This is a genomic window from Aurantibacter sp. UH7, from assembly GCF_056839165.1.
In genome coordinates, this window is the sequence record NZ_CM166388.1 from 2,516,465 (window position 1) to 2,538,545 (window position 22,081).

The 22,081-nt window shown below is 33.6% G+C and carries 11 protein-coding genes; all 11 read right to left on the bottom strand.

The genetic code is table 11. The features are described 5' to 3' along the window. Position 1: 1 nt before the first annotated feature. Positions 2 to 1,315, bottom strand: a complete 1,314-nt coding sequence (locus tag UH7x_RS10615; protein WP_482359910.1) for a hypothetical protein — start codon at positions 1,313 to 1,315, stop codon at positions 2 to 4. A 9-nt stretch (positions 1,316 to 1,324) separates the two neighbouring features. Further along, a complete protein-coding gene (locus UH7x_RS10620) occupies positions 1,325 to 2,554 on the bottom strand; it encodes a glycosyltransferase (RefSeq protein ID WP_482359911.1) in 1,230 nt (409 codons plus the stop codon). Continuing rightward, the gene (locus tag UH7x_RS10625; protein WP_482359912.1) at positions 2,555 to 3,733 is read right to left on the bottom strand and encodes a glycosyltransferase; all 1,179 of its coding nucleotides are present in this window, start codon (positions 3,731 to 3,733) and stop codon (positions 2,555 to 2,557) included. A gap of 19 nt (positions 3,734 to 3,752) precedes the next feature. Continuing rightward, on the bottom strand, positions 3,753 to 4,241 hold the full coding sequence (locus tag UH7x_RS10630; protein ID WP_482359913.1) for a hypothetical protein: 489 nt from the start codon (positions 4,239 to 4,241) through the stop codon (positions 3,753 to 3,755). Between the two features lie 116 nt (positions 4,242 to 4,357). Beyond that, the gene (locus UH7x_RS10635; protein WP_482359914.1) at positions 4,358 to 5,146 is read right to left on the bottom strand and encodes a lipopolysaccharide biosynthesis protein; all 789 of its coding nucleotides are present in this window, start codon (positions 5,144 to 5,146) and stop codon (positions 4,358 to 4,360) included. A 58-nt stretch (positions 5,147 to 5,204) separates the two neighbouring features. Beyond that, positions 5,205 to 5,912, bottom strand: a complete 708-nt coding sequence (locus UH7x_RS10640) for an acyltransferase (protein WP_482359915.1) — start codon at positions 5,910 to 5,912, stop codon at positions 5,205 to 5,207. A gap of 66 nt (positions 5,913 to 5,978) precedes the next feature. Then, a complete protein-coding gene (locus tag UH7x_RS10645) occupies positions 5,979 to 8,408 on the bottom strand; it encodes a GumC family protein (RefSeq protein ID WP_482359916.1) in 2,430 nt (809 codons plus the stop codon). A 7-nt stretch (positions 8,409 to 8,415) separates the two neighbouring features. Then, positions 8,416 to 9,222: a polysaccharide biosynthesis/export family protein gene (locus UH7x_RS10650; RefSeq protein WP_482359917.1), complete on the bottom strand. Its 807-nt coding sequence runs from the start codon at positions 9,220 to 9,222 to the stop codon at positions 8,416 to 8,418. A 143-nt stretch (positions 9,223 to 9,365) separates the two neighbouring features. Continuing rightward, complete coding sequence (locus UH7x_RS10655; RefSeq protein ID WP_482359918.1) at positions 9,366 to 10,721, bottom strand: exopolysaccharide biosynthesis polyprenyl glycosylphosphotransferase; 1,356 nt, start codon at positions 10,719 to 10,721, stop codon at positions 9,366 to 9,368. A 533-nt stretch (positions 10,722 to 11,254) separates the two neighbouring features. After that, on the bottom strand, positions 11,255 to 15,247 hold the full coding sequence (locus UH7x_RS10660; RefSeq protein WP_482359919.1) for an amino acid adenylation domain-containing protein: 3,993 nt from the start codon (positions 15,245 to 15,247) through the stop codon (positions 11,255 to 11,257). Then, a complete protein-coding gene (locus UH7x_RS10665) occupies positions 15,247 to 21,951 on the bottom strand; it encodes an amino acid adenylation domain-containing protein (protein ID WP_482359920.1) in 6,705 nt (2,234 codons plus the stop codon). The genes UH7x_RS10660 and UH7x_RS10665 overlap by 1 nt, the downstream gene beginning before the upstream one ends. Between the last annotated feature and the right edge of the window lie 130 nt (positions 21,952 to 22,081).

The following is a 22,081-nucleotide window of genomic DNA, read 5'->3' on the forward strand; positions in this document are numbered from 1 at the left end:
TTTAATTTAAGTGATGGGAATCATCATGTTCTATGCTAGGTTCTATATCATATTTAAAGTAATCTTTTAATGTTTCTTCACTTAATTGAGTGTATTTTGGAGAGTAACAAATACCAATTGCAATCCATACTAATATATAATTCATGCTAAAGGTTGTTACTGTTGAGGGGTATAGTGATACCAGCCATAATAAAATCCAGAATCCAGCAGCTTTTGAAAGCGAATTGTTAGAAAAAAATAATCCCTTTACCATAGCCGGAATTGCTATTAAAAGCAATAATCCTAAACTTACAATTCCTCCTTTTAAAATTATATTTAGATAATCAGTTTCAATACCGTCTCTGTATCCAGTGTAATCACCGGACGAGTCAATGCCTGCAGGAGCTGCTACCATACCTCTCATTCCTCTGCCAATAAGCCAATCATGGGCTTCCATGTCTGCATAATAATATAGTTCGACTTCACTTCTAGTATCTTCTTCTAATCTCTCTTTTATCCTATTTACAAATTCAATGTCACTATTGCCAAAAATACCTAGGCCTAGAATAGTGAATAATACACCTGCAAAAACCGCAAAAACCACTAATACAGATTGCCTCTTATTGATATATAAGAAAATTAAAAAAGCAAAAACCAAAACCAAACCTAAAATAAATATTAGGCCTCTCCGAACGCGAAATCCAGCTATGGCTAAGGCAAGTAGAATAACTGCAATCGCTAGAAAATTCAAGTATTTAGAGTGGTAATTATAAGTCAAAATTAAGAAGCCCAACGGTAATGCTAGTATTTTTACAAGTACCTCAAATATATCTCTACCCATTACATTGTCTCGGTCTATAATAGGAGCATGCATAAGGGCTAGTTCTGTAAAAAAAAGAATACCTAGAACGGCTATTACTTTAAATATTAATTTAAGTGAACGTGGGTTTCTAGGAAGTAAGAGTATAAGTGGAGTTAGGTATAGAAACATACCGTTCAAAGGATTAAATAGAATATTTTTAACACCCTCATAATCGAGTTCAATACCCCTAGATATAACGAAAAATTGCCAAAACATAAGTAATGGAAACATTGTTCCTAAATACTTATTCTCAAATTTAAATGCTACCAATAATAGTGATGAAGTAATGAAAAGTCCTATGCCTGTGAGTCTTAATAAATCACAAATCATATAATTAGGAGCTGGATCAGCTGAAAGAGAAAAGCCTAAAGTGTAAATTAAAAAACCAGCCCAAAAGACATTAAGCAATTGTCGGTGCTTAAGTGCGTTTCTAGATTCTAATAATTGGAGAAAGATTTCTTCTTCTTGTTCCATTTAATGTTCTTATTTAGCTGATAATAATTTATCATAAACTTCCAAATGACTGCTAATTATTGGTTCAGTGTCAAATTGTTTTGGTGCAAAACCAACTATAGTTTCTTGTAAACAGAATAATATTCCTTCGGATAAATCTTCTGCATTTCTATACTCTGCTAAGTATCCGTTTTGTTTGTGTTCGATTATATCAGGAATCCCTCCTGTCTTAAAAGCAGCAACTGGCGTTTCACAACGCAAAGCTTCTAGTATTACAAGGCCAAAGGTTTCAGCTACGGAAGGAGCTACAAATACGTTGGCAGCATTATAAATTAAGGCAGTAGAATAATTGTCATTTAACTTTCCAAAAAATATTGTCTTAAAAGGAATGGCTTCTGCGATTTCAGCATTATGTTCACTACCAAAAATGATAACAGTAATGGCAGTGTTTTTTAATTTTTTTGATAAAATATCTAAAGCTTGTTTTAGATATTTCCAACCTTTGTAAGGGCTATTAGGTGAAGCAGCACCAAAGGCAATAATTGTTTCATCTTCATTTAAGTTTAGTAATTTTCTTGTAACCTTTTTATCTAATGGCTTAAATGGTTCTTTACCTATGATATTAGGGATGTAATAAATAGGTTTTTGTTTTAATAGCATTGAATTTTTAGCTAATTCATAGAGCCACATGCTTGGTGCTATAAAATGAAGATTGTCATAAGCATCATAAAATTTCTTCTTTTTTTGAAATTCTTTAACGGCTAATTTTTTTTGTTTGTCTTTAGAAAAAACTTGACAATTTGAACAGTCCGTAATATAGTTATCACATGTGAAACTATAATGGCAACCACCAGTTATATTCCACATGTCATGCATGAAAATAATAATTGGCTTATTAAGTTTGGCTAATTGATGAAAGTTCTTAAAATTTAAAAAACCTCCAATGGCCCAATGAATATATAAAATGTCTGCATTTTCAACTAATTCATGTTTAGTTATATTATTACCTAAAACTGGATATGAAAACATTCCGAATTTTTCAATAGAATCTTGGGTTAGGCGACTTTCTATTTTTTGGTTCAAAATTGAAACAACTTCTGATCTCTTTCTTAAGTGTTGAATGTTTTTAGATTCGGAAACATCTGACGATAATGATAACATGTTCGAATTAACCCCTCTTTCAATTAGCTCTCGATGGAGACGAAAAGCCGCGTTGCCAGATGACGGTAAATGTGTTTGTATGTGAACAACATTAATCATTTAATTGTTTATTTCGTTTAGAATTGCTTTGAACTTGTTTTCAAAAGCTAATATGGAAAAGTTTGATTTTGCGAAAGAAAATGCTTTTTCACTTAAAGATGCTAAATATTCGGGGTCTTTGTTAGAAAACTCTTTTATTTGCTCGTCAATATAATCTACATGAAAGTCATTTAAATAGAACGCTAAGTCATCTAATCTATTAAATCCCGTTCCTTCCATTACAATTGGTATTAAGCCATGTCGCATAGTAGTGGTTATTGCAGTGGAAAAACCTTCTGAACAGGAAGGGAGAATACAATAAGTACAAGTGTCTATTATTTCGAGAAATTGTGCAGATTGAATATCAATATACTTGTAATCTATAATATTTTTCTTTTTTGGAATTTCTAAAAGACGTCTATCGTCTTCATAAAAACCAGCTACATGCAATATAATGTCATCATGCTTTTCAAATACATCAAACAGTAAATCTAAGCCCTTATGAATAGCACCATACGAGCCAAACCATAAAAAATGTTTCTTTGAAGAATCATGATTTTTTGGTTTAAATTCAAAGTTTTTGTTTAGAATTCCAGTGGGGAAAATATTAAAAGGCTTTGTGTATTCCTGTTTAAAGGGCATAGTTTCACTCATTGTTATTACATGAGTGTATTTTTTTTTCATATGATGGTCCCAATAGAAGTTGCCTGTTCTTACTGTATTTGCCTTTTTTTTCTTCCGTTCATAAAAATAGTCAAGTCGCTTTTGCTCTTCTATTTTAGTAAAATCTGGATGATGCTCTGTCATATATAAAACAGAAGTCGCATTCGGATGCAGTAATGTTAATTGATAGAATGTCTCACCAAAACCAAAGATTAAATCGTATTTCTTAAGTTTTAAGTACTCCAAAGATTTTAAATCATGACAACCTACAATATCTATTGCGTAGCCAGCTTCTGATAATACTTTAACCATTGAAAGTATTTCAAATGGTTGAGTTCTTCCAATATTGTTGTTTTCCCAATCATTAAAGTGACTGTACGTTACATAACTAATAACTGCTTTTTTTTGATTTTTAGCTGTGCTCAAGTTAATGTTTTGCACCAAAGCACTATCTGCTATGCGCTCATCATAAAAGTGATCTTTTATGTTGCGCCAGATTTTATTTTTGACTTTATGTTTAAAGTTGTTCAAATTCATTAGGAAAAAGTGGTGTTAACTATCTAGTCCAGATGCCTTTTTTCTTTTTGTTAATAATCATGTGATATTGTAATGGTGCAAGTATAAAACTGTTGAAACTGGCTAAAATTGCCGCAATGAACATAGCATGTACGCCCATCTTAAAATAATCAATTAACAGATATGCCAAAATCAGGTAAAGTATAGGACTGAATAAACTAGCCCAAAACTGAAGACGCAATGCGCTAATCCCATTTAAAAAACTAACATATTTGGATCCGTACAAGGAAACCATAAAGAAAGCAAATCCCCAAAAAGATAATTCAAAGTCTATATCAACTACATCTTTACCTAGCCAAAGGTTATAAATAGTTTCAGAGCCAAAGAGCATAACGATACCAGCAGCACAAAATGCTAAATTGAGATAATTGTATTTTTTTATACTATTTTTAATCCAGTCGATTTCTTTCTTCATGTAAGCCTCTGTAGAAGCTGACCAAAAAGGTGTTAGGAATATCATGAAGCCCATGCTCAAGATATTAAAGTACTTGTAAACAATATTATACGAGGTAACATCACTTGGTCCAAAACTTCTAGAGATAATTATGTTAGCAGATTCATATTGTACAAGACCTGCGATTTGTATTACGAAAAAAATAACACCCAGATTAAATAGGCCTTTGGCATGACTAAATTTAATTTTGGATAATCTCGGTCTATAGGCTTTATATTTTCCTCTAAAAAAAAGAAGTTTGCTCCTATTAATGCTATTAATGGCGATACGCAAAGTGCCAATCCTAAATTTACAAGCGAACCTTCAGTAGTTTGCACAAGAATAACAATTACGATTAAGGTGATTACCTGTCCAATTACGTTAATTAAGGATGCTCTCGCTGGTTCCTGGTCTGCAGTGATTACTGTTGTTATGGTTTGCAGTACAAATTGTAAACAGAAATAGGTAAAAACGATTAAAGCCAATTTGGATACATCAGCCGCATATTCTGGTGCTAGTTTAAGAAGTGACGACCAATCTAAAAATGGATTGACAAGAATGAATACTAACCATACTGCTGCAAATACAATAGCTAAAATACCATAAGTGGTACTCACATAAATTTGTGCGCTTTCATCATCGCCTTTTGCTTTTGCCTCGGCGAATTTATTTCTAAGTCCGTGAGTAATTCCAATGTCAAAAAAACTGAACCAAGCTACAATTGAGCTTAATGTAAGCCAAACTCCATAGCGAGATGGGTTCACATAATTAAGTGTTAGTGGCACAACTATTAAACTAATAGCAATACTAACTACTTTAATTACTAGAGATCCAGCAATATTCTTTTTTGCTTTAATGCTTCGCTCATGACCACCTCCAATTTTATTTCTGATGAAATTTGCTAAAGGAGCAATGAATCTATTTTTTAAAGGGTCAAACAAGGTTAATCGGGTGTTTAATGGTTATGTGTTTTCGATTACTTGACAAGTTCCTGTTGTTTTAGTCAGGGATGCGTTCCCTTGTCCATGTGATGTTTTCTTTAATTGCTAAGGCTGGTATTCCAGCCAAAATGATATTCTTTTGTTTAAATTTTTTAGTTACAACCGAACGCGTGGCAACAATACTATTTGAGGCAATTAGCGCCCCCTTTAGTATAGATACATGCGCGCCTACCCACACATGATTTTCAATCATCACGTTTTGTGCGGCATTAATTCTTTTTTTTGTTGCCTTATCTAATATAGCATGTGAGTCACCTGTGCGAACATCTATGTCATATGCAAACATACAATCAGTGCCTATAGTAATCTTTGAATTAGATTCTGTAGCAGCAATATGTGCGTTTTCAAAGGTGCTTTTCATGCCAATTTCTATTTTGCAATTTTCATCTTCTATCCAAAGTGATCCACCCTTGTTAAATGAAACCAGCTGATCAATGTCTATCTTGTTTGAATTTCCATAAATGAAAATTTCAACATTCTTAAAAAATGAATCTGCTCCTATATTAATGGTATTATTGTTACCATCAACATTTATTTTACAACCTACAAATCTAGCGGATGAATCTATATTCAGCCTGTTGTTGCTGCCTTTAATACTTCGATTATACGATTTTGAAAAGAGAAATCCATCTCTGTAATTACGAAGTATTTTGGTAAGCCAACCTTGTTTTTTGATTGCTGCTTTTACATTCTCTTTAAAGCTCATTTGTTATAGTAAATGTTGAACTTACTTTTTAACATGGATTTTTTTTCTACTTGTTATATCATATTTTTACTCATCTGGCATATACTCATATTTATGACTATGTTTAGATGAATAACCATATCCATAACCTATTTCTTTATTTAAAGCACCTCGTTTTTTAACACCATTGAAAACTATTGAAACCTCTTTTAGTCTTTTTAAAATATTTGAATGTTCAAAATGTTTTACAATTTGCTTCGGTGTGTGGTCGTGTCTGACCATTAACAAAGATTCATCACAAAATTCAGCTAATAGATTTACGTCAGCAACAAGATCAATTGGTGGAGCATCCATAATTACAAAGTCGAACTTGTTCTTTAAAAATTCAAAAAGTAAATCCAATTTGCCATTTAGTAAAAGGTTTGTGTGATCATCACCATCTCTATGACCTACTGATACAACACTCAAATTCTTATTTACAGTTGTAGAATTAACTATCTCAGATAAGCCACAGTTTCCTCTTAAGTAATCAAGAATACCTTTGCTTTTTAGTAAATTAAATTGTTTAGAGGTATTAGGTCGAATAAAATCAACATCAACTAATACAACTCTTTTTCCTGATTTAGCGATGCTATTCGCAAGATTGGTACAGATAAAACTCTTTCCTTCTCCAGAGATACTTGAAGTAGCTAAGATGCTTTTTTTAGTAAAACTTCTACTATATAATCCTAAAGAGGCACCAAGTTGTCTAAAGTAATCTTGTAAGTATATTTCTTGTCCTACTAAAACAGAGGTGTTATTTAATGGCCTAGTCTTCTTGCGATTTAATTTTTTAACTATTTTTTTATCGTCAGAAACTTTTGAATCTTCCGAAATTTCAATTTTAACCATGTCTTTGGTTTCAATGTAAGGTATTTCGGCAATAATAGGTATTGAAGTGTATTTTTCAATTTCTGAGCGGAATAAAATCTTTCTATTTAAAAATTCCTTTACAATTACATATGCGAGACCCAATGAAACGGATAATGCTAATGCTATTAAATAAATTAATTTGGCATTTGGACTAACGGGGTCCATAGATGCTTGTGCTAAATCAACAATTTGACTTTCTTGATCACTTGGCGCATAGGTGAGTGCCGTTTCTTCTCTTTTTTGTTGTAAGAATGAGAATAAATTGCTCTTAATTGCTTTTCTTCTGCTTATTTCGAGAAGTTCCTTTTCCTTTTCAGGAATTGCTTTTAAAGCACTACGTGATGAACCAGCACTTTGCCCTAAATTGCTTAAACTAGCCTCTAGGTTGCTTTTCTGATTCTGAATGTTTTCAAGGATACTCGGCCTAATCTTTCTAATTTCATTAGATACTGAAGTTAAAATAGGGTTATTCTCTGCTGTTGTTTTTCTTAGTTTCTCGTATTTTATTTCAGAATCATATAATTTATTCAGAAGTTGCGTAAGAGATGGATCGTTTACACCAAGACTAGAAGGAACGATACCACCCTGTGTATTATTCGATTTTATATAACTTTCAACTTGATCTAACACCGCAATTTGTTGTCTTGCTGAGGCCATTTGCCTATCGTAAGACCCCATATCTTGAAGATACAGTTTGCCTTGTTCGCTAAGGTCAATAGCTCCTTTATTTGATCTAAACTCTTGAATCTCTTGTTCTAAACTTCCAAGTTCTTCTTTAACCTTATTCATTCGATCTTCAATAAACTCTAGGGTGTTATTTGCGAGTCTATTACGATCATTTACGGCTTTTTGATTGTATGCATAAATCAATGCATTTAAAATATCTTCCGCTTGTTTTGGGTCAGGGTCTGTAAAAGTGACTTTTACTACAGTTGAAAGTTTCGTGGTAGCACCAGCTGATAGATTACCTAATAAATAGTCTGTAAGATATCTTGGGTTGTATAAAGAAAAATATAGTTTTCCTTTTTTACCTGTACTTATATTCTTTGTTGTGTTGAATTTAACTTCACCAAATTCAGAGGTTGTTATCCATTCATCGGTACGGTATGATTTACCATTAACTAAAACAGAATTTTTTTCTGCGTTATAGTTGAAATAGTATTTCATGAGCTCATCTTCCGAATAAAGTGGAATGTTATTCGGATCCTTTAATTCAATTGAAATAGGAGAAATAGAGTATGCCGAAGACTCACCAAAAGATTTTTCCTCCATAACAGGTGCGTAAAGATGCAATTCTGTTACTACTTTATCTAATAAAGTTCTAGACTGTATTACTTCAATTTCGTTTTCAACAATTTTTTTGGAGTCGAATGGGTCAATTGATTCTAGCATTTTGGCGTCATCCACACCTTTATTCTCATCTTTAATTAGTAAAGTTGCAGAAGCTTCGTAAATTGGTGTTGTAAATTTTAGATAGGTCCATGCACTAAAAAGCCCAATTAAAGCTAATAATACATATAAAGGCCAAAAGGGAAGAAATCTTGAGAACAATTCGCTCAAGAAATTCTCTTCTTCATGTGCTTTATTTTTTTGAATTGATGCCATTTAAGTTTTATTTGAAGTTTACAATTGCCACAATACCAAGAGAAATTGCACTTAGAATAACAGGTACCCAAAGATTTGCTTGACTTGAACTAGATATTCTTGTTTTATTGGCAGCTACATAAACAACATCATTAGATTTTAAATAATAATAGGGAGAGCTAAAAATATCATCCGTTGTTAAATCAACCCTAGCTAGTTTTTTAACTCCACCTTCTTCTCTTAAAATAACAACATTTTCTTTAACTCCGAATATTGTTATATCACCTGCTAGACCAAGAGCTTCAAAAATTGATATTTTTTCACTTGGTACTGTTAAAACAGTTGGGTTTTTCACCTCTCCTAAAACGGATACCTTATAATTTAGATAACGTATATCAACAATGGGGTCCAATAATAATTTTCGATCATCTAATATAGAAGTGATTTCCTCTCGTAGAGCTTTTTTAGTTTTGCCAGAAGCCATGATTTTTCCCAAAACTGGGAATCTTATAAAACCATCTTGATCAACTAAATAACCTGAAATATTGGCCACGTTTCCAACAGCATTGGCTGTTTGCGCCTGTGAAATATTTGAATCGTTAAACATTTCAGCAGCTTCAGGATTAATACTACTTACAGTGATACTTAAAAGATCGTTCTCTTGAATTACTGGTTCTAAATCTTCATTTGAGGTCACGAATTGCGTATCTGGTGTATCATAGAAATATGTTGCTCCTTTTGTGTTTACGCACGAAACCATTGAGGTCGACATAAAAATCACAAACAATGCACCTATAATAAATGAATGGTTATGTTTAAGTTTAATTTTCTTCATTGTAATCTTAATAAGATGATAGTTAATAGGTTACTAAGTGTTTTGTAATCGGTAAAGTAAAGAATTCATAATTGCGACCCAAAATAAGATCGTCGAACGTGACGTTTTATAGTTTGTCTTTCAATATTGTTATGAATTTACTGTCAATATGCTTTTTCTTCCTTTTTAAAAATATTCATAACAGTATCAAAAATAATCGATATATCGAGCCATAAAGACCATTTTTCAACGTAAAAGATATCTAGGCGTACTCTATTTTGGATATCTCGTTTATTTTCTATTTCGCCACGATACCCTTTAGTTTGGGCTAACCCAGTAATGCCTGGTTTTACAAAATGACGAACTAAATATTTGTCTACTGAACTTTCAAAATGATCAGTATGTAGTTCCATATGTGGTCTTGGGCCTACAACACTCATATCACCTTTAAAGACATTAAAAAATTGAGGTAATTCGTCAATACTGGTTTTTCTCAAAAAGTTACCGATTTTAGTTACTCTTGCATCATCTTTAGTTGCCATTTTAGTGTCAGAGCTTTTATTCGATACCATGGATCTAAACTTATAACACCAAAAAACCTGACGTTTAAAGCCATGTCGCTTTTGCTTAAAGTAAAGGTTTCCTTTAGATTCTAATTTTATTAGAACATATAGTAAAGGACTTAACCATGATAGTATTCCGATTATTACTAAAGAAGAAAAAAGTATGTCAAAAGTTCTTTTAGTAATACGAGCATATTCAGTATCTAGTGGTACATTTCTTAAATTTAAAACAGGAATGCTATCATAGAGCTCAATAGACATGGCTCTTGAGAACATTTCTTTGTTGTCCAATAAAACTTTAAATTTTATGAGGTTATTATCAGCAAATCCAATAAGATTTTTTAATTCTTGGGCATTGAATTTTGATGCTTCACAATAGATTTCATCAATATCATTTTCTAAAATATATAGAAAGCTATCTTCAACTTTTCCTAAATAGCTTGACTGAACAGAAGGTATGTCACTAAAAAAGCCCGAATATCTATAACCGTGTTCTGGTACATCAAAAACCTTTTGTATCTTATCAAGATTTTCATCAGCCCCTAATACTACTAGTTTTACAGAGTTTCCGCCTCCTGTGCGATATTTGCTTCTTAACCAGAAAAAGAATGCTCTATAAGTGAAAAGTGAAAGGCATAATAGTATATAAACTAGTAAGTAATATTGTATGGTTTCGTGTAATTCATTCATAAAACTGAATAAAGCGAAATATGCTAAACCATAGACTACATAGAGTTGAATTACTTTTCTAATTTGTGTAAAAAAGCGGTCTTTGCGTGCGAAAGGATAGTATTTAACCCCATTTATTGTCAGAATCCACATAAAGTTATAATATATTATATGGTAGATGTTAAAATAAGTTTCGGTTATAAGAAAGGCAAAGACACCATTGATGATACAAAGTTGTAGCATCACAGATATAGGAATTATGAAGTCTGAATTTTTATATTTTTTCATGAATTAACCTAATACAGTCTTTTGTTTGTAGCAATAATGCTTAAAATGCAATTTTTATTGCCTAGTTTTTCAATTAAATAGTTCTTAAATAATTAATTGAAAATCTACTTTTTTATTGATGATTTATAAAAATAGTTGTGTAGGAATTCAAGGGTTTCGGGGGCGGATTATTTTGTCTAAAAGCTAAGATAAATATTCGCTCAAAACCACACAATTGAATCTATTAAATATATGATTATAATCAAATTATTTTATTTTAAAGATTGTTTATAAGTTGTACGTATTCCTCTATTTAGCAGGAGTATGGGGTTTAGAGATGTTGATTTAATAGTTTAATTTATAATCATTTTAATGTACGTTTAGATTCGACTAACTCCTGATAAATACGACTAAGTTCAAATGAATTTTTTTCTTGAAAAAAGGCTCTAAATAATCTTTGAATTATTTAGAGCCTTTTCATGCAAATTCTATCGCACATTTTTGTGTAAATATTTATTATGATTTTCTACTGAAATATGCTAATTAGGGTATTTTCAATTTCTTGTATCCAATACTTTTTGCAATATTTTAGCAGATTTTTGGACATTTGGTGCTATTAGCATATTTAAATGATGTCCGGGAACCATATGTATTTCAACTCCTGCCAAAGCTACTTCTTGCCATCCTAAGTATTTAGGGTCGTGCATGTGATAAATTTTTTCATCAGCTCTTAATAAATCTACTCGAATGTCATCTGGAATAATATGGTAATTATTCATTATTTTGAATACTCGACTATCAATTTTAGTATGACCTTGACTTCTTAATTTGTCTTCATCAGTATATCTGTTGGCACCAAAAAATATTTCTTTGATCTTCCTGTTCGTATGAAATTTTAAGTCCTTTAAACTAGTAGTCATATCTTTTAATAAAAAGGAAAGTCGTGCAATATGATATCCGGTAGTTGCCAATTTTTTTCGAACAAGTGATGTATGAAAAAATTGTGGGTCAATATAGGTGTCAAGTATCGCAAGCATACTAACGTTCTTTCCAGCTAGTTTTAATTGTTTTGCCATTTCATAGGCAATATATCCACCTAGGGAATAACCTGCTAATGCATAAGGTCCTTCGGGGTTTGCCTCTATTATGCTGGTTACATATTTAGCTGCAATTTCTTCTATAGTGGGTAGCGGTTGGTCTTTTGGGAGTATTTGTTGGCCTTGTATACCATACACCGGTTGATCACCATCCAGATGGTTCGCTATTTCATTAAAATTTAACACATTGAGTCCTGCTCCGTGTACAATAAATAAGGGTGTTTTGTTACCATTAGGTTTTATCGGAACGACTACTGAATTAGTTTTAATAGCTTTGTCAGAATCTAATAGTTTTGCTAATTTTTTTATAGTAGAGTGTTCGAAAAGCGTAGCTAAAGGAAGTCTTTTTCCAGTTTTCTCTTCAATTAATGACATTACTCTTACAGCAATGATTGAATGGCCCCCCAATTCAAAAAAGTTACTATTTAAATCGATGTTTTTAATTTCAAGAGCTTCTTCCCAAATTTTAGAAACTAATTTCTCATTAGCTGTGTGAGGTGCTTTATTTAAAGGAATTTTTATAAGGGATTCTGGGGTATTCATTAAAGACTTACGGTCAATTTTTCCGTTTGGTGTCTTTGGTAGCTCTCCTAGAATATTGAAATCTTGGGGTATATAATGAGCTGGTAAATCTAATTTTAGATTATTTCTCCAAATACTTACTTGATTATCAATGTTGTCTAATTTGCAACAAGGAACTAAGTAAGCAATAAGTCTATTTGAATTGGCTACAACCACTGCATTTTGTACACCGTCGAGTGAAATAAGAGCGTTTTCGATTTCACTTGGTTCAATTCTGTAACCTCTTATTTTAATTTGATGGTCTACGCGGCCTAAGCATTGTATTTCTCCATTAGGTAATAATTTACCTAAATCACCAGATTTATAGAGAACATTATTTTCTACACTGAAAGGATTTTTAATGAATAATTTTTCATTAAGGTCTGGTCTATTCCAATATCCAAGGGTCATTCCAGCACCAGAAATACATATTTCTCCTATTTTTCCAGGCGCAACTAATTGGTTCTTATTGTCGAGAAGATATAGTTGCATGTTGGCTATGGGTTTGCCTATTGTGATTATATCATTTCCAGGTTCAATTTTCTTAATAATTGACCACACTGTAGTTTCAGTAGGCCCATATATGTTCCACAACTCATTGCTGCGTTCGAGAAGTTGATCTGCCAACTGTCTAGTCAATGCTTCTCCACCACACAATATTTTTATTGGTAATTGCTTTTTCCAGCCCACTTCTATTAGCATTTGCCAAGCAGTTGGGGTAGCTTGAAAAACGGTTATTTTTTCACTTTTTAAAAAATCAAGCAGTAGTCGTCCATCTCGAGCCATATCGTCATCTGCTAGAATTATTGTAGCTCCAGTAATTAATGGTAAAAATAATTCAAGAAAGACAGGGTCAAATGACATTGAGGTTATAGATAATACTCGATCATTTTCGTTCAGCCCTGGTTCATCTAACATGCTGCATAAAAAGTTTACTAAGCTTTTATGAGTAGCTCGCACACCTTTAGGTTTTCCAGTGGATCCAGAAGTGTAAATGTGGTAAGCTAAAGTTTCTTGGTCTACTGGTTCCGAAATACTAATTTTAGGAAATGTTTGAGCCGCAGCAAGAGCATCTTCAATAAAAAGTAATTCTAGGGAAGGTGTAAATTTTGCTGAAATTTCTTTGGAAGTAATTAGGAGTTTAGCCTCTGAATCTTCTAACATATATTCTAAACGCGCTGTTGGATATTTTGGGTCTAATGGTACAAAGGCAGCGCTACATTGTAAAATGGCTAATAATATTATAGGCAGCTCCTTAGATCGTTGTAGAGAAACACCTATTAAGTCTCCTGGTTTAACACCTTTTTCAATTAAATAATGAGATAATTGATTTATTTTGGACTGCAATTCTTCATAACTATATTCGGAATCATTATAGATTAGAGCAGTTTTGTATGGAGATTTTTCAACCTGTTTTTTTATTAAATCTGGTAAAGCTAAAGTCGAATAATTGGCATTTGTATTGTTGAGTTCTGAATAATTTGATAAATAGTTTTTTGATGTTATTTTAGAAATCTCTTGATTAGGATTAGCAAGCAATTTTTTTAATAGTGTTTCAAAAGACGTCATCATCTCTTGTATGGTGTTGGATGTGAAGAGTGCTGTGTTGTAAGACCATTCAAAAACCAAACCATCGGTATTACCACTAGCATTTAAGAATATTTCGAAAGTTTCATATGCTCTGGGGTTGCTAATTAATTCAAATGTAAGTCCTTCGAATGTAACTCCATCGGTAAGGCCTAAGTCAATATTGAAGACGACCGGAACTAAAGGTACTCTTGATGCATCTCGAGCAATTGGTAATTTTTGCAGCAAATGACCAACACTAAATTGTTGGTGTTCATAAGCATCGTAAAGCTCAGTTTTTCGTTGTTTTAAATAACTATTAAAAGTACTTTCAGAACGGAGTTTGCTTCGTAATGGTAAAATATTTACACAATGTCCTACTAATTGCATTCGGCCTGCGGCTGATTGACCTGCGGCTGGTAGTCCTACTATTAAATCTTCTTCGTTTGTAAGTTCGTGCAAAAACAATTCAAAACCTGCTAACAATGATGCAACCAAACTGCACCCCGCGTTTACACCGGTTTTCTTTAAAGACTCAAGCAACATAGAGTCCATAGGAAAATCAAGTCGTGCACTTTTAAATTGTCTATGTGCAGGTCGTGGAAAATCAGTTGGTAAATCTACAACAGGTATAGTATTACTGAATTGTTTCAGCCAATATTGTTCAATTTCATTGTAATCAATACTGCTTGTATATTTATGTTGTTCATCTGCATAAACATGAAAACTTTCAGATTTTGGTAATGTCGGAGTTTCGTTTCTTACGTAGGCGGAGTAAAGCGACCCCAGGTCTTGCAATATAATACCAATTGACCATCCATCACAAATTATGTGATGTGCTGTAATTACTAGAAGGTGTTGATTGTTTTCGACTTTTATTAATCCTAATTTTAGTAAAGGACCTTTGATAAGATCAAAAAGATGGTTTGCGTCTTTTTTTAAATATTCGGCTAAAGCATGTTCTTTTAAATCTTGTTGTTGTTCACTAATATCAATATATTCTATTTTAGTTTCTAGTTTTTCGAATATGGTCATAAAACGTCCATCAGTACTAAATACCGAACGTAACGATTCATGTCTTTGAACTAGAGTTTGCACAGCAAGTTCTAGTGCATCTGTATGCAGTTTGCCATTTAGTTTTAATGAAATAGATTCATTATATGCTTTGTTAGCATCAACGCCACTTAACTTACACCCAGTCCAAATTTCTTCTTGTGAACGAGTAGTACAAACTACTCGTTCAATCTTAGGCCCCGAGAAGGGGTCAAAAGATGAACTTTGTTTTTGACGTTGAATTAATGGTATAGTTTGGTCTTTTTCCATTAAAATTCTATTTTCACATATTCTCCATTTTGCTTTTTATCGGAAATAAACCATGCTGGGTTACCCGATTTATCCAAACCTAATCTTGCCCCCGTGACTGGTGGTTTGTTTAGTAGAGCTGAAGGTAATTTTGCATTTGTTTTATGGCTACGATTTGTTGCAATTTTTTGAAAAAAACCAGCAGCCATCATGTCTTCCAAACTATCCAAAATGGCTTTAATTATAATGTTTATATCTTTTGTTGTGTAAGCAGTTGTTATAAAGCAGGGGAAACCATCCCAAATATGTATTCCTTTCTCTCTTAATAGTACAAACAATAATTCTGAATAAGGAATTTCTTCTTTAAAGTTTAGTCTCCATAACGAACTGAAATGAGTAATTTCTAAGGGAAGATTTCTATTGTGGAATTCCAAATTAAGTTCTGTGGCTAAATCGTTGGTCATTTCAGATAAACCTTCTTGAAGCTGTGGTCCTTGTTCTTTCAAATGAAGAAGTGAAGCTTTAGATGCTGCAAGTGCCAATGGATGTCTTACAAAAGTACCAGCGAAATAGGTGACACCAACTTCCGGATAGGAATCATCTCCGTATTGCCAAAAGCCGCCATCTAAGGCGTCCATATATTCTTGTTTTCCTAAGATAGCCCCAATTGAAAGGCCACCGCCAATAACCTTACCGTAAGTAGCTAAATCTGCTTTAATACCATAAAGTGCTTGAAAGCCACCTGGGTGAACTCTAAAACCTGTTATAACTTCATCGAAAATAAGAGCAGTGTTAGATTCTGTTGTTATTTCCCTAATTTCTTTTATAAATTCTATAGGTTGAAATTCTGGTCTTCTAGATTGAACAGGTTCTATTAAAACGGCTGCCAATTCATGAGCTCTTTCTTTAATAATTTTTAAGCTTTCGGCAGTGCCATAATCTAAAATTAACATGTTTTGAACTGCTTCTGGAAGTATGCCGGCTGCGGCTGGGAAGGTTCTTAATTTTTTAGAACCGCGAACAATACCTTCATCATTAATTCCATGATAAGATCTTGAAAATGCAACAATAAGAGAACGGCCAGTTACGGTACGAGCGATGCGCATTGCTCCAAGTACTGCTTCTGATCCAGTGTTACAAAGAGCGGCTCTTTCGTGGTCCGTAAATTCGCATAGTAATTCACAAACTTCCCCAGCAAGAGGGTGTTGTGGACCAACTTCGTAACCTAAATCAATTTGATTTTTTAAGGCCTTAGTTACAAATTCGGGTTGATGTCCAAAAATGCAGGAACCAAAACCGTTTAAAGCATCTATGTACTCATTACCATCAATATCCCAAAGTCGGTTGCCAGACGATTTTTCAATGACTAATGGGTAAATCATTTCTTTGGTCAAGGGTTTGAAGCCTGAAACCACTCTAGGGTCAGCCATTAATGCTCTATTCTTTTGTGAAGAGTTTTTACTACCCAGTGTCTTTTTGTTGTATCGATTGGTCAATGTATTTAAAAATTCCATTTGGTAATCACTCAAATCGGAAGATTTTTTTTCAATTCTTGGTGCAGCTCCAAAAGGCTTTTTATGTTCAATCTTTTCTTCCTCAGAAAGTATAGCTTTTGATGGTGCAGCCTTAGTTACATTAGAATTTGTTAGCGGCTCGTTTTGTTGATTAGCCTCTATTGGGTTGTGGGCGATGTTGCCACCTTGCATAAGTTCAACTTGTTTACCCAGAAGCTGTAATTGCTGAGCAATAAGTCCAAGTGCTGTATTTTGATTACCAGCAATAGCATATCCTCCATTGGTATTGGTAGAAACTGATGTTATTGATGAAGAATTTGTACTTGGAGTAGGGGTTCCAGTAAATTGATTAGGTACTTCTATTGGTATTGGCGCAAAGGCTTCTGCAGCCAAATTTTGATCTAAATAATCAGCTAGGCGATCTGGGGTGTTAAAATCTTCATTGAGTTGGCGAAATGTAAGTGGTAAATTAAATTCTTTTTTGCAGGTTAATGCAATCTGAGTTAAAATAAGAGAATCTAAGCCTAGTTCTAAGAAGCTATAATAATTATCAGAAGGTTCTAGTTCAATTCCAGATGCATTCGCAATCAATTCTGAAATTTTATTAAGAAGAATGGGCTTTCTCATTGGTTTTGTTTGGATTTGATGTTCAATTTTATTGTCTTGAACGGCAATTGGTAAATCTGTTTCAGTTAATAAAGTTGGTTGTTCAATTTTTATGGGGTCTATCCAACATAGTTTACGGTCAAAGGCATAGGCTGGCAGTCTTAATTTTTGTCTAGATTGACCCGCGTAAAATGCTAGCCAGTCAGGTTCAAGACCATTTAGCCATAATTGTCCCAAAGCATTTAATAAATCAGGATAAGAATTATGATTGTCTTTTGGTATAGGTAAGCTAGAAATAATAGGTTTAGATTTAGCTGTTTTCTTTTGGCGTGCCAAAGTAGTAAGAGCTTTACCTGGTCCTACCTCAAGTAAGAGAACATCTTCTAAAGCTAAAATGGTGTCCATTGCATCTGAAAATAAGACTGTTGCTCGTAAATGATTAGTCCAATATTCAGCGCTAGTTGCCTCACTATCTGTAAGCCATTTTCCGGTAACTGTCGAAACTATTGGCAGATTTGGTTTCTGAAGTTGAATCTTTTCAACTTCATCTTTAAAAGTATCTAATACTGGGTCCATCATTGTTGAATGGAAAGCATGGCTAGTTGCTAATAATTGATATGGAATTTTTTGTTCCTTTAGAGTTAGGATAAAATCTTGAATATCCGTGTTTAATCCAGAAACGACTGATAATCTATCTGCATTTATTGCTGCAATTGAGAGCTCATTAGGAAGTATTTTGGTTAAGTGATTGTTTGTAATTCGAACTGTTAACATACTACCTCCAGGTAATTCGCTTACCAAACGACCACGTGTAGCTATTAAATGCAAAGCATCTTCTAGGTTTAGAATTCCTGCTAAATGAGCGCCAACAAATTCGCCAATACTATGACCACAAATTAGTGTTGGTTTTATTCCCCAACTTAACCATAATTGAGCTAGGGCATATTCAATTACAAAGAGTGCTGGTTGTGTAAAGCGAGTGTCTTTTAATTTTTTCTCTACTTCAGCTGTATTTTCTTCTGGAAATATAACTTCTCGTATATCTAATTCAATATTTTTTTGCAGTATTTCAGCACAAGTATCAACAGCTTCTTTAAAAACCTTTTCGTGTTCGTAAAGAGCCTTTCCCATCTGCAAATATTGAGCGCCTTGCCCAGGAAACATAAATGCTATTTCAGTGGGTACTTCTTTAAGAATTGCCGATGATGTAGTTGTTTTTTCTCCATTTAAAAGAATTTGAGCAGCTTCTTTATTAGTGTTTGCAAGTATAAAACGACGATGATTAAAATCATCTCTGGTTACATTAAGTGAATATGAAATATCTGCTAAGTTATTCGATGTGTTTGATTTCAAATACGCACCTAGGTTATTCCCATAATCGTTTAAACTGTTTTCAGTTTTAGCTGACCATGGCACAATTTGCAAGGGTCTGCCAGTATCTGTTTTTATTGACTCCATTACATATTCTTCAACAACGAGGTGAACATTAGTACCTCCAACTCCAAAAGAGCTAATTCCTGCGCGTCTTAAGTCGGTGTTAACTTTCCAATCTGATAATTTGTTATTTACATAAAACGGACTATCGTTAAAATCAATATTTGGGTTTGGACTGGAGAAACCTAAAGAAGCAGGAATCTGTTGATGGTTCATTGATAAAATTGTCTTTATCACACCAGCAACACCCGCTCCAGCTGTACAATGTCCCATATTACTTTTTACTGAGCCTATTGCACAAAATCCATTTTGTTCTTGTTCGCCAAAGGCCAAATTAAGTCCTTCTATTTCTATTGGATCTCCTAATGGAGTAGCCGTACCGTGTGTCTCAACATAACTAATTGAAGAAGCAGGTACATTTGCATCTTGTAATGCTCTTGAAATAGCATCAGCTTGTCCTTCAACACTTGGTGCTGTAAAGCTTCCTTTACCGCCACCGTCATTATTAATTCCAACACCCTTTATTACGCCATAAATGTAATCACCATCTTGTTTTGCAGCTGCTAAGCTTTTGAGTAGTATAACACCTGCTCCATCGCTAAATACGGTTCCTTTTGCATCTGCATCAAATGAACGACAATGTCCGTCAGAACTTAGCATTGAACCTTCTTGATAAAGATGACCACTATTTATAGGTGCTGTTAAACTAGAGCCGCCTGCTAAAGCAATATCACACTGTCCATTTCTAATTGCTTCTACGGCTTCAGCAATCGCAAGAAGTGAAGTAGAACAAGCGGAGTGAACACTTACAGCCGGACCTTTTAAATTAAGATGATAAGCTGTTCTAGAAGCTATATAATCTTTTTCATTTACGGTATTCACCAGCAAATGCCCAATTTGATTTATTAATTCTTTATTAGGTAGAATATTGTTTTTGTAGTAAGTATTTGTGCCAGTCCCAGCATAAACACCTATGCTTCCAGTATAATGTTTTGGCAAATGCCCAGTTTCTTCTAGAGCTTCCCAAGCAATTTCTAAGAATAGACGTTGTTGGGGGTCCATTGCCTCTGCTAATTTTGGGTTGATGCCAAAAAAGCGCGCATCAAATTCTTTTGCGGAAGGTACAACGCCACGTGCGCCCACATATAATGGGTCTTTTCTAAGAGTTTCAGGAATAGCCTTGTCAAGTTCTTCAGGAGTGAAAAAGGAAATAGTCTCTTCACCATCTCGTAATACTTCCCAAAACCTATCTATTGTTAGTGCACCAGGATATCTCCCAGCCATACCAATGATTGCAACGTCGTTGTCTAATTTGCTGTTTGTTTGTTTGTTAACTTTTGGAGATGATGATATCTTGCTTGCTGTATTCAAATAATTGCTTAAACCAGCGATTGTTGGAAATTGATATATTTTGGTAACTGGCACTTTTAATTTTAGGCGTTTTCGAATCAAAGAAGCTACCTTTTGTGTTAATAGCGATGTGCCGCCCATTTCAAAAAAGTTGTCGTCAATACCTATAGCGGGTATATGGAGTTGCTCACTCCAGATTATTGCAATATCCTTTTCTAATTGTGTGCGTGGTTTTTTAAATAATGGGGTGGAATCTGGTCTTACATATTCGGGCTTTGGAAGGCTGTTAAAATCTATTTTTCCATTAGTTGTAATCGGAAATTCATCAACCCACATAAAAATTGAGGGTATCAAATAATCGGGTAATATTTCTTCAAGTTGTGCACGTAAAGCAATAGTGTCTTTTAGATTGTCAGTGGATTGTAAATAGGCAACCAATTTTGGTTCATTACCTAAAGAAGTACTAACAATTACAGTACATTTTTTTATGACTGTTATTTGGTTCAGTATAGCCTCTATTTCACCTAACTCAATTCTATGTCCTCTAACTTTTACTTGTTTGTCTTTTCTTCCAAGACATTGTATCTGCCCGTTTGGTAATAGTTTTCCCAAATCTCCAGATAAGTACATTTTACTATCTGATTTTCCATTAAATGGGTTTGGTATAAAGAGTTTATTTGTTAATTCAGGTCTGTTCAAATACCCCGTAGAGACCCCATCTCCGCCAATAACTATTTCACCTATTTCGCCTTGCTCAACATGGTTTTTATTTTTGTCTAATAAATGAATTTGAGTGTTTGCAATTGGTTGGCCGACTACAATTGGGTCATCTGCTTTGTTGATTTTGGTAAGTATAGAACATACCGTAGTTTCCGTAGGGCCGTAAATATTCCAGACTTCAGTACAGCGGTCTAATAATTTATTTGCTAGATTTTTAGGTACTGGTTCCCCACCAATTAAAGCTCTTAGTTTTAACGGTTTTTTCCAACCCGAATCTATCAAAATTTGCCAAATACTTGGTGTACCCCACATAACAGTGATTTTGTCAGCTTCGGCTTTGGCTATGAGTAATTCGCCATCTCTGCGAGTATCTTCATCAATTAATATTACTGCTGCACCATGAAGTAGTGGTAAAAAAGTTTCCATAACCATAGCATCAAACGATATGGTGGTAACAGCAAAAATTCTATCATTTTTATTTATACCGGGTTCTTTACCCATTGAATTAACTAGGTTCATGATATTTTTATGAGTAACCTGCACCCCTTTGGGTTTTCCGGTAGAACCTGAAGTATAAATAATATATGCAACAGTAGTGTTTTCAACACGCAGCTGCAGTGGTTTGGGTGATAAATTTCTAGATTTCATAGAAATATCATCAACGTATAATTTTTTTACTGGAGGCAGTAAGTTTTTATGTAATTCACTGCAAATAAAAAAACTAGAGTTCGAATCGGCTAAAATCAATTCAATTCGTTTAGGAGGGTATCCGGTATCAATTGCAACATAAGCCGCACCACATTGTAAGACTGCGAAGATTGTAATAATAAACTCAGGTGTGCGATCTAAGGATATAGCTACGACCTGTCCTGTACTAAGTCCCTCAGATCTTAAATATTGAGCAGTTTGATTAATGCTCTTTTGTAATTCACCATAACTAAGAGATTTGTTTTTAAATTTTAATGCTAACGAATTCGGGTTTTCTGTTGCTATTACATTAAAAAGTTCATGTAGTGTAGTATTTGGGTACGCCAAGTCTCTGCCCTTAATCTGATTTTCAAAAGGCGATGAGCCGTTATTCTTCTTGTGTGGTGTAGGCATGCTTAAATTTTAATTAATTATCAGTAACTATTTATTAATTGATAATTTTAATTGTATCGAATATTTTTAACGAAGGGGGAAAAGATTAATTATACTAAATAGATTTAATGCTATTTTCTTAGACTAATGA